Below are 13865 nucleotides of genomic sequence, written 5' to 3' on the forward strand. Positions count from 1 at the left end.
AAAATTCTGAACCTACCGATCATTCTTCTGATAAATGATCTTCTTGGTCCCGCCATCGCAGGTCCCGACGACCATGTTCTGGTCCTTGACCTCGCTGTTGGGCACGATCTCCAGTGTATAGGACGAAACCCCCTGGGCCTGGATCTTGGCCTCGATCTCGGCTTTGAGTTCCTCGCACGGCTTGACCGCCGCCAGCGCAGATGTGGCGACCAGGGAAGCCAACACGGCGATTGCTACGCGAATCATGAAACGGCTCCTGAAAGGGCAGCGTGCTGCCGACGCTGTTTAGACTACAGCAAACCGCCCTCATTGCACTGCTTCAACCCACCAGCGCCGCATCCAGGCTGATCTTCGCGTTCAACACCTTGGACACTGGGCACCCGGCCTTGGCCTTGTCGGCGATCTGCAAGAACTGCGCTTCACTCGCCCCAGGCACCTTGGCCCTGAGCACCAGACGCACCGCCGTAATGGCAAAGCCATCAGCTTGCTTGTCGAGTGTCACTTCGGCAGCGGTGTCGATCCTGTCCGGGGTGAACCCCGCTTCGCCCAGCATCATCGACAGCGCCATCGAGAAACAGCCGGCATGCGCCGCACCAATCAGCTCCTCCGGGTTGGTCCCGGGCGAGCCCTCGAAACGGGTGTTGAAGCCGTAGGGGTTCTGCTTGAGCGCGCCACTTTCGGTAGAAAGCAGGCCTTTGCCGTCCTTCAGGCCACCTTGCCAGATCGCCGATGCTGTCTTTTTCATGATGCCTCCTGGTCTCGGGTTACATGCTTATGGCTTCAGAGGTCAGCCGCCTACGGCAAGTTCAGAGCAATCGCACGGCAAGCATTGAATCCGTCGAATGTGCCCATACAGAGTTGAAAAGGCCTGTGGGCCAAACACCTTTGCGGAGGCTCCATGACGCAGCTGCGTGACCTGAAGATTTCCACCCTCGACCTGGTGCCGGTACGCGCCGACGCCGGCCCGGCGCAGTCGCTGCGCAACTCGCTGGACCTGGCGCAGCACGTCGAGCGCTTTGGCTACAACCGCTTCTGGGTAGCCGAGCACCACAACATGGACGGCATCGCCAGTTCGGCGACTTCGGTGCTGATCGGCTACTTGGCCGGGGGCACCTCGAGCATTCGCGTGGGCTCTGGCGGGGTCATGCTGCCCAACCATGCACCGCTGGTAATCGCCGAGCAGTTCGGCACCCTGGCCAGCCTGTACCCGGGGCGCATCGACCTGGGGTTGGGCCGCGCGCCAGGTTCCGACCAGATGACCGCCTACGCCCTGCGCCGCGACCGCGCTGGCGGCCCGGATGACTTCCCGGACGATGTCGAGGAACTGTCACGCTACCTCGGCCCGCGTACCGATGATCAAAAAGTGATCGCCGTGCCAGGGCACGATACCGAGGTGCCGATGTGGCTCCTCGGCTCCAGCCTGTTCAGCGCTCAACTGGCCGGCATGCGCGGCATGCCCTACGCCTTCGCCTCGCACTTTGCGCCGCGCTACATGCACGAGGCGATCCGCGTGTACCGCAACCACTTCAAGCCCTCGACCACATTGGACAAGCCGTATGTGATGTTGGGCATCCCCATGGTGGTGGCGGAAACCGACGAAAAGGCCGAGTACCTGGCCACGTCGGTGTACCAGCGCATCCTCGCGCTGATTCGCGGGCAGAGCCTGATGCAGAAGCCGCCTGTGGAAAGCATGGATGGGCTGTGGCTGCCCCATGAACGGGACGCGGTGGGTAGCTTCCTCGGCCTGGCGATGATTGGCAGCCCGCAGAAGGTGCGGGCCAAAGTGGAAGTGCTGCTGGAGCAGACCGGGGCAGATGAGCTGATCTTCACCTGTGATTTGTATGAGCATGCGGACCGGATTCGGTCCTATGAACTGATGGCGCAGGCTCTCAAGACCGCGTGATCTTCTTCGCAGGCTTGCCCGCTCCCACAGGTACAGCGTCGCTCTCAAGCCTGTGATATGCCTGTGGGAGCGGGCGAGCCCGCGAAGAGGCCAGCATATTAGCCGCGGCGGTACACAATCTCCTTGGTACCAGCCTCGCAGCTGCCAATCACCTTGCCGGCCGGGTCGCCCTTGTCGACGATCTCCAGCTTGTAGCCGGTGACCCCCTTGGCATCCAGCTTGGCCGCAATCTCTGCCTTGAGCTCCTCGCACGGCTTGCCCGCCGCCAGCGCACCACCGGCCAGCGTCATCAGGCCCAGCACCAGAATCAGTTTGTTCATCACTCGCTTTCCTTGTGCAGATGAAATCAGAAAAGGCGCCCGCCAAGGCGCCCCCTCCCTAAATACCCCATCATGCCGGGCTCATCCAGCCCGGCAGTGTTTCAGCTATTGGCGATACGGAAGCCGACCTTCAGCGTGACCTGGAAGTGCGCCGCCTTGTTATCACGGATATGGCCACGGGTATCTATCACTTCGAACCACTCCAGGTGCTTTATGCTCTTGCCGGCTTCGGCCAGGGCATTGTTGATCGCCTCTTCGATGCTGGTGGTCGAAGACCCCACCAGCTCGATCTTCTTGTAGGTGTGATGATCGGTCATGAGCGCTCTCCTCGGATGATGGTGAGATTGAGCCTAGCAGCGCAGGCCTGGTTTACCTGCGAGCGGTCACCATTGACGAAAGTTCGATCGCACTTTCCCGCGGACCCAAGGTCGCAATCCTTACAGTCCATACTGCAAAGGAGAGTCAACATGCACCGCAATTCGCTGCGTAGAACGTCCCTGGAAAGCATGGAAGCGGAGATCGAGAGCCTTCTGAAAAGCCTGGAAAACCTCAAGCATGATGCGTCGGAGGAGTCCCAGAAATCGGTGAAGGCAATCCGCAGCAACGCCGAGAGTGCCCTGCGTCATTCGCGCCACCTGTTGAGCGATGCCTACGAGGAAGTGAAGCACCGCACCCGCCAGACCGGCATCGCCACCCGCGACTATGCCCAGGAACACCCGTACACAACTGCCGGCGTTGCCATTGGCGCGCTAGGCTTGCTGGCGGCATACCTGATGTGCAAACGCAACTAAGCGCCCTGTCGCGCCAGTTCCGCCCTTAGCCACTGCGCCAACTGCTCGGCGCGCCCGTCCGCGGCGCGCCTGGGCACCCACAGCGCCAATGCCGCAGGGGTAGGTGAAAAGCCCCACGGCGCACTCAAACGGCCAGCTCGCAGGTCGTCAGCGACCAGCGGCTGCGGCGCAATCGCCACACCCAGCCCGGCCACGGCAGCTTCCAGCAGGTAATACAGGTGCTCGAAGGCCTGGCCATAGTGGAGGGCCGCCGGCTCCAAACCCTGTTCCAGCGCCCAGGTCGGCCAAGCCTGCGGGCGCGAGGTGGTGTGCAGCAAGGCTTCGTCCAGCAAGGCCTTGGCCGGCGCGCCATGCAAGCGCTCGAAACCGGCGAAATGCGGGCTAAGCACCGGCCCGATGCGCTCCTCGGCCAGTACATGCACCTGCATGTCCGTCGGCCACGGCGGCTCGGCGTAAACCAGCAGCGCATCCAACCCTGGCCGCCGTGGGTCCAGGTCACCTTCACCGGCCGAAAGATGCAGACGCAGTTCAGGTAAATCCGCCTGCAGCCGCCCCAATCGCGGGATGAACCAGCGCGCCAGCAGGCTGCCCGAGCAGCCCAGCACGAACGGCGCCTCGCTGACGTTGTGGCTGAGCTCGGCGCACACGCTGCGCAGGCGATCGAAAGCTTCGCCACTTGCATCGCGCAGACGTACGCCGGCATCTGTGAGTTTGATGCCACGCCCGTCCTTCACGAACAGCGCGACGCCCAGGTGCTCTTCAAGTACCTTGATCTGCCGGCTGACGGCGCCATGGGTGACGTGCAGCGCTTCGGCCGCCTGGCTGACGCTGTTGAGCCGTGCGGTAGCCTCGAAAGCCCGAAGGGCGTTGAGGGGAGGGAGATCGTGGGCCATTTTACCTGTGAGTTTTTCTGACAAGTTTGCGCAATCTTATCGGTTTTCAGCTGGGCTTGCCGTGGTTAGAGTAAAGCCCATCACTCATTCATTACGCCCTGGAGCGCCCCCATGACCCAGTCCCAATACCGCCCCGGCCCCGACGCCAATGGCCTGTTCGGCTCGTTCGGCGGCCGCTACGTGGCCGAAACCCTGATGCCACTGGTGCTGGACCTGGCCCGCGAATACGAAGCGGCCAAGGCAGACCCCAAGTTCCTCGAAGAGCTGGCCTACTTCCAGCGCGACTACATCGGCCGCCCCAACCCGCTGTACTTCGCCGAGCGCCTGACCGAGCACTGCGGCGGCGCCAAGATCTTCTTCAAGCGTGAAGAGCTCAACCACACCGGCGCGCACAAGGTGAACAACTGCATCGGCCAGGTGCTGCTGGCCAAGCGCATGGGCAAGAAGCGCCTGATCGCAGAAACCGGCGCCGGCATGCACGGCGTGGCCACCGCCACCGTCGCTGCCCGCTTCGGCCTGCCTTGCGTGATCTACATGGGCGCCACCGACATCGAGCGCCAGCAGGCCAACGTGTTCCGCATGAAGCTGCTTGGCGCCGAAATCGTCCCGGTCACTGCCGGCACCGGCACCCTGAAGGACGCCATGAACGAGGCCCTGCGCGACTGGGTCACTAACGTCGAAGACACCTTCTACCTGATCGGCACCGTGGCCGGCCCGCACCCGTACCCGGCCATGGTCCGCGACTTCCAGTCGATCATCGGCAAGGAAACCCGCGCCCAGTTGCAAGAGAAGGAAGGGCGCCTGCCAGACAGCCTGGTTGCCTGCGTCGGTGGTGGCTCCAACGCCATGGGCCTGTTCCATGAGTTTCTCGAAGAGCCAAGCGTGCAGATCATCGGCGTCGAAGCCGGTGGCCACGGTGTGCACACCGACAAGCACGCCGCCAGCCTGAACGGCGGCGTACCGGGCGTGCTGCACGGCAACCGCACCTACCTGCTGCAGGACGAAGACGGTCAGATCACCGACGCCCACTCGATTTCCGCCGGCCTGGACTACCCGGGCATCGGCCCGGAGCACGCCTACCTGCACGAAGTGAAGCGTGTCGAGTACGTCAGCATCACCGACGACGAAGCGCTGGATGCATTCCACGCCACCTGCCGCCTGGAAGGCATCATCCCGGCCCTGGAAAGCTCCCACGCCTTGGCCGAGGCGATCAAGCGCGCACCGAAGCTGCCCAAGGACCACCTGATGGTCGTGTGCCTGTCGGGCCGCGGCGACAAAGACATGCAAACCGTCATGAACCACATGGCCGCCCAGGAGAAACAGGCATGAGCCGTCTTGAAAAACGCTTCGCCGAGCTGAAGGCCGAAGGCCGCTCGGCACTGGTCACCTTTGTCACCGCGGGCGACCCAGGCTATGACGCCTCGCTGCAGATCCTCAAGGGCCTACCGGCAGCCGGTGCCGACGTGATCGAACTGGGCATGCCGTTCACCGACCCGATGGCCGACGGCGTGGCCATCCAGCTGGCCACCCTGCGTGCCCTGGAAGCCGGCCAGACCCTGGCCAAGACCCTGCAGATGGTTCGCGAATTCCGTGTGGATAACCAGACTACACCGATCGTGTTGATGGGCTACTACAACCCGATCCACCGCTTTGGCGTGGAAAAGTTCGTGGCCGAAGCCAAGCAAGCGGGTGTAGATGGCCTGATCATCGTCGACCTGCCGCCAGAGCACGACGCCGAACTGGCAACCCCGGCCCAGGCAGCGGGTATCGACTTTATCCGCCTGACTACCCCGACCACCGACGACGCGCGCCTGCCGCGCGTGCTGGAGCGCAGCTCCGGGTTCGTCTACTACGTGTCGGTGGCCGGTGTGACCGGCGCCGGCTCGGCGACCACCGAGCACGTGACCGAAGCCATTGCCCGCCTGCGTCGGCATACCGATCTGCCAATCAGCGTTGGTTTCGGTATTCGTACGCCGGAGCAGGCTGCGGCCATTGCCCGTCTGTCGGACGGCGTGGTGGTGGGCTCGGCACTGGTCGACAAGATTGCCCAGGCCAAGAGTGCCGAGCAGGCAGTCAACGATGTATTGAGCCAGTGCTCGGCACTGGCTGAAGGGGTGCGCGGCGCCCGCCGTTAAACCGCGTCGCCTGCTTCGCGGGCACGCCCGCTCCCACAGGGACAACACAGATGCTGAAAGCTGTGGAGGACCTGTAGGAGCGGGCTTGCCCGCGAAGAGGCCAGCACAGGCTATAGAGGCCTATCCCCCGAAAATCGACAGATCCAGCGGCCGCACCGCCCCCATCCAGATCGCATGGTCACGGTGGTCCGCCAGCTCATCACCGGTCAGCGGGTGCATGAACACCACCAACCCCTTCCGATACAGCGCCAACCACGGCAGCACCACCCCCACAAACTCCGGCTCGAAGGCCAGCTGGCAGCTCCAGTCCGGGTGCGGCCCCACCGGTTTCTGGTGCATGCGCCCCATGGTCACGGGAAACAGCCGCGCCGCTTCCTCACACAGCTCACGGGCCTGGTCCATGGTCGCTGCGTCGTAGTAAACGTGGGCGTGGTAACCCTTGATCCTCTGCACGATAACTCCTGATTGCGGTCCAAACATCACCACCTGCAAAGGGAGTGATGCAGTGAAAAACGCCGAAACCCCAGTGTTCAAACTAGTCCTGTTCGGGCCAGAAAGCAGCCTGGGCAACGCCCTGATGGTAGAGCTGCTGTCGCGCCAGCACGAAGTCACCGCCGTGGTCGACGACCTTAATCGCCATGCGCCGCGCCCCGGCCTGCATTTCAAGATAGGCGGGCTGGGCAATGCCGACCAGGCGGAGCAGGGCGCGGCAGGCGGGTCGGCAGTAATTGCCCTGTTGTCGACGCTGGCGCCGGGCGATCTGCCCAGGCAAGCCCGCATGAGCGAGGCGCTGGTGGCGGGGCTGAAGCGTACGACTATACGCCGGCTGTTGCTGGTGGGCGATTTCGATGTGCTGGATGAGCCGGGCAAGTACAGCGAGGCGGAGCGGGAGTGTGTGGACCAGGTGGTGGACGGGTTACAGCGCAGTGCCTTGCACTGGACGCTGATCAATGCCCCGCAGGAACTGGCCGGGTTGGGGATGGAGCATTTTCGCAGCACTGAAGGTACGCTGGAGCCGGGGTTGGCCGAGCCGTTGCGGCACCTGGCCAGGGTCGCGGCAGGGATGGTGGATATGCTGGAGCTGGATTTGCACCGGGGCGAGCATCTGAACTTCGTGGTCTAGATTGCCGGGGCTGCTGTGCAGCCCATCGCCGGCAAGCCAGCTCCCACAGGGACGGCGCCATGCTCCAGGCTTGTACAGCACCTGTGGGAGCTGGCTTGCCGGCGATGGGCCGCAAAGCGGCCCCGGGGATGTCACAGGCTGCGCTCGCGCTCCAGCCAATCCACAAACCGCTCGATCAACGCCCCACGCCGCTTGCGTGGTGGCAGCACCGCGTAATACCCGCGCGCCGAGCGCAAACTCCCCTCCAACGGCCGGCATAGCAACCCTTGCTCCACCAGCCCATCCACCAGGTGCCCCCAGCCAATCGCCACCCCTTGCCCGGCAATCGCCGCCTGGATCAGCAACGTATAGTTATCAAACCTCAACTGCCCGGCCGGTGGCGGGCTGGCCACACCAAACCCGCGAAACACCCCCGCCCAGTCAAACCAACGGCTAGCCTGCTCGCCCTTCAAGTGCAGCAAGGGCAATCGTTGCAAAGCCACGGCTGACAAGGGTTTGCCATGAATCAGCCGGGGGCTGCACACCGGGAAAACCTCCTCATCGAATAGCCAGCGGCTCTCGCCCTGGTGAAAACGCCCGTCGCCAAACAGCACCGCCACATCGATGTCCGGTCGCAACATGCCCTGGCTGCGCTCACCGGTCACCAGGCTTACATCTACCTGTGGATAAGCCTCGTGAAAGCGCTGCAGCCGTGGCATCAGCCAGAACGCCGCAAAGGCGAAGTCGGTAGCCACCTGCAGCACTTCCCTCTGGCCACGCCCACTGGCCTGGGCGATGCCGTCCTCCATGGCCTGCAGGCCCTGATGCACCTGTTCGAACAGCACCTGGCCAGCCTCGGTCAGTTCGATACCCCGGTAAATGCGGTCGAACAGGCGCGTGCCCAGCTGTGCCTCCAGCCGTTTGACTTGCTGGCTCACCGCTGGCTGCGTGGTGCCCAGCTCCAGTGCCGCAGCGGTAAAGCCACGCAACCGTGCGGCAGCCTCGAACACGCGCAGTGTATCCAGCGACAATTTGGCAAGGTGGTCAAACATAAGCAGGGCTAATCCCAGTCATTGCCCGCCATGGGCTTTACCCATGTTATCCACAGTCGCATCTTGATAGGCAAGCGGTTCGCATAACCCTCAACGATGGAAGCCACCATGACGCGCCCGAATATCCTGTTCATCATGGCCGACCAGATGGCCGCGCCCTTGCTGCCGATCTACGCCTCTTCGCCGATCCAGATGCCGCACCTGAGCCGCCTTGCCGAACAGGCGGTGGTTTTCGACTCGGCTTACTGCAACAGCCCGTTGTGCGCACCGTCGCGCTTCACTCTGGTCAGCGGCCAGCTGCCCAGCCGCATCGGTGCCTACGACAATGCCGCCGACTTCCCTGCCGATGTACCGACCTATGCCCATTACCTGCGCCGTCTGGGTTACCGCACCGCGCTGTCGGGCAAGATGCACTTCTGCGGGCCGGACCAGCTGCATGGCTACGAAGAACGCCTGACCAGCGATATCTACCCGGCCGACTACGGCTGGGCGGTGAACTGGGATGAGCCGGACGTGCGCCCGAGCTGGTATCACAACATGTCCTCGGTGCTGCAGGCCGGCCCGTGCGTGCGCACCAACCAGCTGGATTTCGACGAAGAAGTGGTATTCAAGGCGCGCCAGTACCTGTACGACCATGTGCGCGAAAACGATGGCCGGCCATTCTGCCTGACCGTGTCGATGACCCACCCGCACGACCCATACACCATCCCCAGGCGCTATTGGGATCGCTACGAGGGTGTGGATATCCCCATGCCCCGCGCCGAACTGGGCCAGGCAGAGCTCGACCCGCACTCGCAACGCCTGCTGAAGGTCTACGACCTGTGGAACAAGCCGCTGCCTGTGGACAAGATCCGTGACGCCCGCCGTGCCTACTTCGGCGCCTGCAGCTATATCGACGACAACATCGGCCTGCTGCTGCAGACCCTGGAGGAATGCAACCTGGCTGACGACACCCTGATCGTGTTCTCCGGCGACCACGGTGACATGCTCGGCGAGCGCGGCCTCTGGTACAAGATGCACTGGTTCGAGATGTCGGCGCGGGTGCCTCTGCTGGTGCACGCGCCGAAGCACTTCGCGCCAGCCAGGGTCAGCGCTTCGGTGTCTACCTGCGACCTGCTGCCGACCCTGGTCGAGCTGGCCGGTGGTGCTGTGGATAACCACCTGCATCTGGATGGCCGCTCGCTGGTCGGCCATCTGCAAGGGCAGGGCGGCCATGACGAAGTGATCGGCGAGTACATGGCCGAAGGCACCGTCGGCCCGCTGATGATGATCCGCCGCGGGCCGTACAAGTTCGTGTACAGCGAAGACGACCCATGCCTACTCTATGACCTGAGCCGCGACCCGCACGAGCGGGAGAACCTAACCGGCAGCCCGGAACACCAGGCGCTGCTGCAGGCATTTGTCGATGAAGCACAGCAGCGTTGGGATATCCCCAGCCTGCGCCAGCAGGTTCTGGCCAGCCAGCGGCGCCGCCGCCTGGTGGCCGAGGCGCTGGCCGTCGGCAAGCTGAAAAGCTGGGACCACCAACCGCTGGTGGACGCCAGCCAACAGTACATGCGCAACCACATCGATCTCGACGACCTCGAGCGCAAGGCACGTTATCCACAGCCCGCCCCCCTGGATTGAGAAGAGAGGCCGCCATGCACAAGTTCTCCGCCGCCGTGTTCGCCCTGGCCCTGAGCCTGGGTACCGCCACGGCCCACGCCGCCGACAGCGACGCGCAATGCACCACCGTGAAGATGGCCGACCCCGGCTGGAGCGACATCGCAACGACCAACGCCTTGGCCCGCGTGCTTCTGGAAAGCCTGGGTTACCAGGTGAAAATCGACAGCCTGGCCGTTCCGATCATCTACGGCGGCCTCAAGGATGGCCGCGTCGATGCCTTCCTCGGTAACTGGATGCCGGCGCAGCAGGGCTTTCATGACAAGTTCATCGCAAATGGCGATGTGCAGCAGCTTTCGCGCAATCTGGAAGGAACCGAGTTCACCTTGGCAGTGCCCGACTATGTGTGGAATGCCGGAGTGAAGGATTTCGCCGACTTGCAGAAGCACGCCGACCAGTTCGACAAGAAGCTGTACGGGATTGGTTCCGGGGCACCGGCCAACCTGTCGTTGAAGGAAATCATCGACAAGAATGAATTCAACCTCGGCCAGTGGAAACTGGTGGAGTCCAGCGAGCAGGCGATGCTGGCACAGGTCGACCGGGCGGTGAAGAAACAACAGTTCATCACCTTCCTCGGCTGGACCCCGCACCCGATGAACGTGAAGCTGAAGATGCATTACCTGAGCGGCGGGGAGAAGTGGTTTGGCAGCAAGGGCGAGGTGTATACCCTGACCCGCAAGGGTTATCCACAAGCCTGCCCGAATGCGGCCAAGCTGCTGGGCAACCTGAAGTTCACGCTGGACATGGAAAACACCATCATGGCCGAAGTTGTGGACAAGAAGATCAGCTTCGATGATGCGGCCAAGGCTTGGCTGAAGGCGCACCCCGAGTTGCTGGAAGGGTGGTTGGCCGGAGTAACGACCAAGGCCGATGGCAATGCGCTGGAGGCCGTCAAAGCCAAACTGTAACCTCACAAGCAAAACCTCTATCCCTGTGGGAGCGGGCATGCCCGCGCACACCGGCGAAGCCGGTGCCATCCACCGCGGCGGCTTCTTCGCGGGCATGCCCGCTCCCCCCAGGGATTGGCGAAACAGTAAGGAATGTGGATAACCCATGCATCGCCTCACTCACCTGCTGCCCTTCCTCTCATGGCTCCCCCGCCAATCGGGCCGCAGCCTGCGCCAGGACCTGCTGGTGGGCCTGAGCGGTGCAATCCTCGCCCTGCCGCAATCCATCGCCTATGCCCTGATCGCCGGCCTGCCGGCCGAATACGGGCTGTACGCCGCCATCGTGCCAGTGCTGATCGCCTGCCTGTGGGGCTCTTCCTGGCACCTGATCTGCGGCCCGACCGCTGCCATCTCCATCGTCCTCTACGCCAGCATCAGCCCGCTGGCCGTGGCCGGCAGCGCCGACTATGTCACCCTGGTGCTGCTGCTGACGTTCCTCGGCGGCATCTTTCAGTTACTGCTGGGGCTTTTGCGCTTCGGCGCACTGGTCAATTTCGTCTCCCATTCCGTGGTGCTCGGCTTCACCCTGGGCGCCGCTGTCGTCATTGCCCTGGGCCAGTTGCCCAACCTGCTGGGCATGGACCTGCCAAGCCAGGCCACGGCGCTGAAGACCGTGCAGGACCTGGCCAGCCATGCCGGCGAGGTCGACCTGCCTTCCTTGATTCTGGGCCTGGCCACAGTGGTGATCGGCGTAGGCTTCAAGCTCTGGCGCCCACGCTGGCCCAGCCTGTTGATAAGCCTGATTTTGGTAAGCCTGCTGGCCTGGCTGCTGCCCAGGTTCTTTGGCCATGTGCCGCGTGTGCCCGCATTCACCGGCCAGCTGCCGCCCTTCAGCCCGCTGCCCTTGCTGGATGTGGAACTGATCCTGCGCCTGCTGCCCAGCGCCGTGGCAGTGGGCATGCTCGGGCTGGTCACGAGCCTGTCGATCGCCCGCTCGTTATCGGCACGTTCGGAGCAGTTGATCGACGCAGACCAGGAAATACGCGCACAGGGCCTGTCGAACATCGTCGGTGCGTTTTTCTCCGGTTACCTGTCTTCCGGCTCCTTCACCCGCTCCGGGCTGAGCTACGACGCCGGCGCCCGCTCGCCCATGGCCGGGGTATTCTCGGCGCTGTGGGTGGCCGTGTTCGCCGTTGCCGGAGCCGGGCTGATCGCGCACCTGCCGATTCCGGCCATGGCCGGCAGCATCCTGCTGATCTGCTGGGGGTTGGTGGACCACCGGGGGATTCGTGCGCTGTTCCGGGTCAGCCGCTCGGAGTTCCTGGTAATGGCGCTGACGGCGGCAGCGACCTTGTTGCTGGAGCTGCAGACGGCGATCTATGCCGGAGTGCTGGCGTCGCTGTTCTTCTATCTGAAGCGCACCTCGCGGCCACGGGTGCAGCAGAGCCGTGAAGGGGAGGCGGATGTGCTGCGGGTGGGCGGGTCGATCTTCTTTGGTGCGGCGCATTACCTGCAGGTGCGCCTGCAGCGCTGCCAGGGGCCGCATGTGGTGATCGATGCACGGCAGGTGAACTTCATCGATTACTCGGGTGTGGATATGTTGCACCGCGAGGCGCGGCGGTTGCGGCGGGCGGGGGGGAGTCTGACCCTGCACCGGGCCAGGCCGCAGGTGATCGAGGAATTGCAGAAGCTGGAAGGGGTGGAGTTGTGCCCGATCCGGTTTGAAGAGTGAGGCTGAGATATTGGGGCTGCTTTGCAGCCCATCGCAGGCAAGCCAGCTCCTACAGGGACAGCGCCGGCCTCAGGCCTTGTGATATCCCTGTGGGAGCAACTGTCTTTAGAAATTTATTTTCAAGCGTGCCATTCGGGCAGGGCTTCGCTCGATACCGCGTAGCGGTGTCGTTGGCGAAGCCCGCATTTGTAGAAAATCGATCCTCGTTCGTGATCAGGTTGCGGGTACCTGAGGCTTGAGCTCTTTCCACTCCGTTCCGTCACGCAGCATTGCGTTCAGGCGCACCAGCAACACGCGCATGCACGCCACTGCGGCAACTTTTGCGCACTTGCCTCGGGCTATCAGGTCTTCATAGCGGGTTCTAACTTCTGGGACATGCTGGATCATTGACCAGATCGACATGTAGGCCGCCTTGCGGACTCTGTAACGCCCGCCTTCGATCTTCCTCGGGCCACTCTTCTTGCCGCTGTCTTTGTTGTACGGCGCTAACCCAGCCAAGGCTGCAATTTCGCGCCCCGTCACGCGTCCCAGCTCAGGTAGGTAGGCCATGAAGGTGCCACAACTGATGACGCCAATCCCTTTCACAGACCTTAGCCGCATGGCTGTCGTGCGATCCAGCACGTTCGAGGCGCGCTCAATCGCCTTGTCCAAAGCCTTAATCTGATCATTCAGGTAAGCGACATGCTCGGTATAAACGGTAATGGCCGTAACTGAAGTGGTTTGTTTCATCCGACGCTTGTCATCATCCCGATGCTGGACAAGATTGCCACGGAGTTTGATGAGCTCTCCCAGTTCATCCCGATCTTGATTAGGCTCTATCTGCGGCAAGTCCTCGAAATCCCTGGCAAACCGCGCCAGCATCTGGGCGTCGATCTTGTCAGTCTTGGCAATTTTGCCCATGGCACTCGCATAGTCCCGACAGCGCTTGGGGTTGACCCTGATGACGTTCAAACCCTCCAGTCGCAAGGCTTTGAATACGGCTCGTTCATAGCCACCAGTGGCTTCCAGCAAGACCCGTTCGACCTCAAGCTCGTTCAGGCATGCGATCAGTTGCGCAAAGCCCTCTGGGTCATTCCTGACCTGGAACTGGGGAATACTTTCAGGAAGAAAGCCCACATCCAGAGTCGCTTTCGAAACGTCGAGACCAACGAAGTAGGAAATCATCGCCAAGCCCTCTTACACTCAAGAAGTGAGAGCACTCTGACTTAGCCCTAGCTTGTGACTACGAGTTCGCCACTCATTCAACTGTTCGGGCTTAGGTCAGAGTGAGAGGTGGATGGCGACTAGGCTCCCACTCGTGCTTTAGAGCACATCTGGCTTTCAGTCTGCCATCCACTGCTCTCACCCTTTCGAGTTTAAGAGACCTTGAAGACACAAGCTGGCTTGCC

General features: G+C 62.7%; 16 protein-coding genes. 8 read left to right on the forward strand and 8 right to left on the reverse strand.

All coding sequences use genetic code 11. The features are described from left to right. Nucleotides 1–12 precede the first annotated feature (12 nt). Together ACLCGK_RS23770 and ACLCGK_RS23775 are read right to left on the reverse strand one after the other, a co-directional pair. Nucleotides 13–246, reverse strand: a complete 234-nt coding sequence (locus ACLCGK_RS23770) for a DUF1161 domain-containing protein (RefSeq protein WP_020191563.1) — start codon at nucleotides 244–246, stop codon at nucleotides 13–15. A gap of 73 nt (nucleotides 247–319) precedes the next feature. Continuing rightward, nucleotides 320–745, reverse strand: a complete 426-nt coding sequence (locus ACLCGK_RS23775) for an OsmC family protein (RefSeq protein WP_410953101.1) — start codon at nucleotides 743–745, stop codon at nucleotides 320–322. Between the two features lie 153 nt (nucleotides 746–898). On the opposite strand from ACLCGK_RS23775, the gene ACLCGK_RS23780 reads away from it, so the two are divergent. Beyond that, nucleotides 899–1903: an LLM class flavin-dependent oxidoreductase gene (locus tag ACLCGK_RS23780; RefSeq protein ID WP_015268453.1), complete on the forward strand. Its 1005-nt coding sequence runs from the start codon at nucleotides 899–901 to the stop codon at nucleotides 1901–1903. A 98-nt stretch (nucleotides 1904–2001) separates the two neighbouring features. Here the strand turns inward: ACLCGK_RS23780 and ACLCGK_RS23785 are convergent, their stop codons facing one another. After that, a complete protein-coding gene (locus ACLCGK_RS23785; protein WP_410953102.1) occupies nucleotides 2002–2223 on the reverse strand; it encodes a DUF1161 domain-containing protein in 222 nt (73 codons plus the stop codon). 101 nt (nucleotides 2224–2324) lie between these two features. Then, nucleotides 2325–2540 (reverse strand): dodecin, encoded by a 216-nt coding sequence (locus ACLCGK_RS23790; protein WP_013970282.1) that lies wholly within the window; start codon nucleotides 2538–2540, stop codon nucleotides 2325–2327. A gap of 150 nt (nucleotides 2541–2690) precedes the next feature. Between ACLCGK_RS23790 and ACLCGK_RS23795 the strand changes: the two genes are divergently transcribed. Further along, the gene (locus ACLCGK_RS23795; protein ID WP_003261039.1) at nucleotides 2691–3014 is read left to right on the forward strand and encodes a YqjD family protein; all 324 of its coding nucleotides are present in this window, start codon (nucleotides 2691–2693) and stop codon (nucleotides 3012–3014) included. Here ACLCGK_RS23795 and ACLCGK_RS23800 read toward each other — a convergent pair. Continuing rightward, complete coding sequence (locus ACLCGK_RS23800) at nucleotides 3011–3907, reverse strand: LysR family transcriptional regulator (protein WP_061305054.1); 897 nt, start codon at nucleotides 3905–3907, stop codon at nucleotides 3011–3013. The genes ACLCGK_RS23795 and ACLCGK_RS23800 overlap by 4 nt on opposite strands. A 111-nt stretch (nucleotides 3908–4018) precedes the next feature. Between ACLCGK_RS23800 and trpB the strand changes: the two genes are divergently transcribed. Both trpB and trpA read left to right on the forward strand, forming a co-directional pair. Next, nucleotides 4019–5236, forward strand: coding sequence for a tryptophan synthase subunit beta (trpB, locus tag ACLCGK_RS23805; RefSeq protein ID WP_015268451.1), 1218 nt, complete (start codon nucleotides 4019–4021; stop codon nucleotides 5234–5236). Then, nucleotides 5233–6042 carry a tryptophan synthase subunit alpha gene (gene trpA / locus ACLCGK_RS23810; RefSeq protein ID WP_410953103.1) on the forward strand — a complete coding sequence of 270 codons (810 nt, stop codon included), beginning with the start codon at nucleotides 5233–5235 and terminating at the stop codon, nucleotides 6040–6042. Before trpB ends, trpA begins: the two co-directional genes overlap by 4 nt. 120 nt (nucleotides 6043–6162) lie before the next feature. On the opposite strand, the gene ACLCGK_RS23815 is transcribed toward trpA, so the two are convergent. Next, the gene (locus ACLCGK_RS23815) at nucleotides 6163–6495 is read right to left on the reverse strand and encodes a DOPA 4,5-dioxygenase family protein (RefSeq protein WP_013970278.1); all 333 of its coding nucleotides are present in this window, start codon (nucleotides 6493–6495) and stop codon (nucleotides 6163–6165) included. Between the two features lie 52 nt (nucleotides 6496–6547). On the opposite strand from ACLCGK_RS23815, the gene ACLCGK_RS23820 reads away from it, so the two are divergent. Continuing rightward, nucleotides 6548–7165, forward strand: a complete 618-nt coding sequence (locus tag ACLCGK_RS23820) for an NAD(P)-dependent oxidoreductase (RefSeq protein ID WP_410953104.1) — start codon at nucleotides 6548–6550, stop codon at nucleotides 7163–7165. Nucleotides 7166–7296: 131 nt separating this feature from the next. Here the strand turns inward: ACLCGK_RS23820 and ACLCGK_RS23825 are convergent, their stop codons facing one another. Continuing rightward, on the reverse strand, nucleotides 7297–8196 hold the full coding sequence (locus tag ACLCGK_RS23825) for a choline sulfate utilization transcriptional regulator (protein ID WP_137137813.1): 900 nt from the start codon (nucleotides 8194–8196) through the stop codon (nucleotides 7297–7299). A 108-nt stretch (nucleotides 8197–8304) separates the two neighbouring features. Between ACLCGK_RS23825 and betC the strand changes: the two genes are divergently transcribed. From betC to ACLCGK_RS23840, 3 genes are all read left to right on the forward strand, one after another. Further along, nucleotides 8305–9822, forward strand: coding sequence for a choline-sulfatase (betC, locus tag ACLCGK_RS23830; protein ID WP_410953105.1), 1518 nt, complete (start codon nucleotides 8305–8307; stop codon nucleotides 9820–9822). A gap of 14 nt (nucleotides 9823–9836) precedes the next feature. After that, a complete protein-coding gene (gene choX, locus ACLCGK_RS23835) occupies nucleotides 9837–10766 on the forward strand; it encodes a choline ABC transporter substrate-binding protein (protein WP_054572541.1) in 930 nt (309 codons plus the stop codon). 145 nt (nucleotides 10767–10911) lie between these two features. Then, a complete protein-coding gene (locus tag ACLCGK_RS23840; RefSeq protein WP_410953106.1) occupies nucleotides 10912–12477 on the forward strand; it encodes a SulP family inorganic anion transporter in 1566 nt (521 codons plus the stop codon). 213 nt (nucleotides 12478–12690) lie between these two features. On the opposite strand, the gene ACLCGK_RS23845 is transcribed toward ACLCGK_RS23840, so the two are convergent. Next, the gene (locus tag ACLCGK_RS23845; RefSeq protein ID WP_410951390.1) at nucleotides 12691–13641 is read right to left on the reverse strand and encodes an IS110 family transposase; all 951 of its coding nucleotides are present in this window, start codon (nucleotides 13639–13641) and stop codon (nucleotides 12691–12693) included. Between the last annotated feature and the right edge of the window lie 224 nt (nucleotides 13642–13865).

The sequence above is a fragment of the Pseudomonas sp. S1(2024) genome (genome assembly GCF_046557535.1).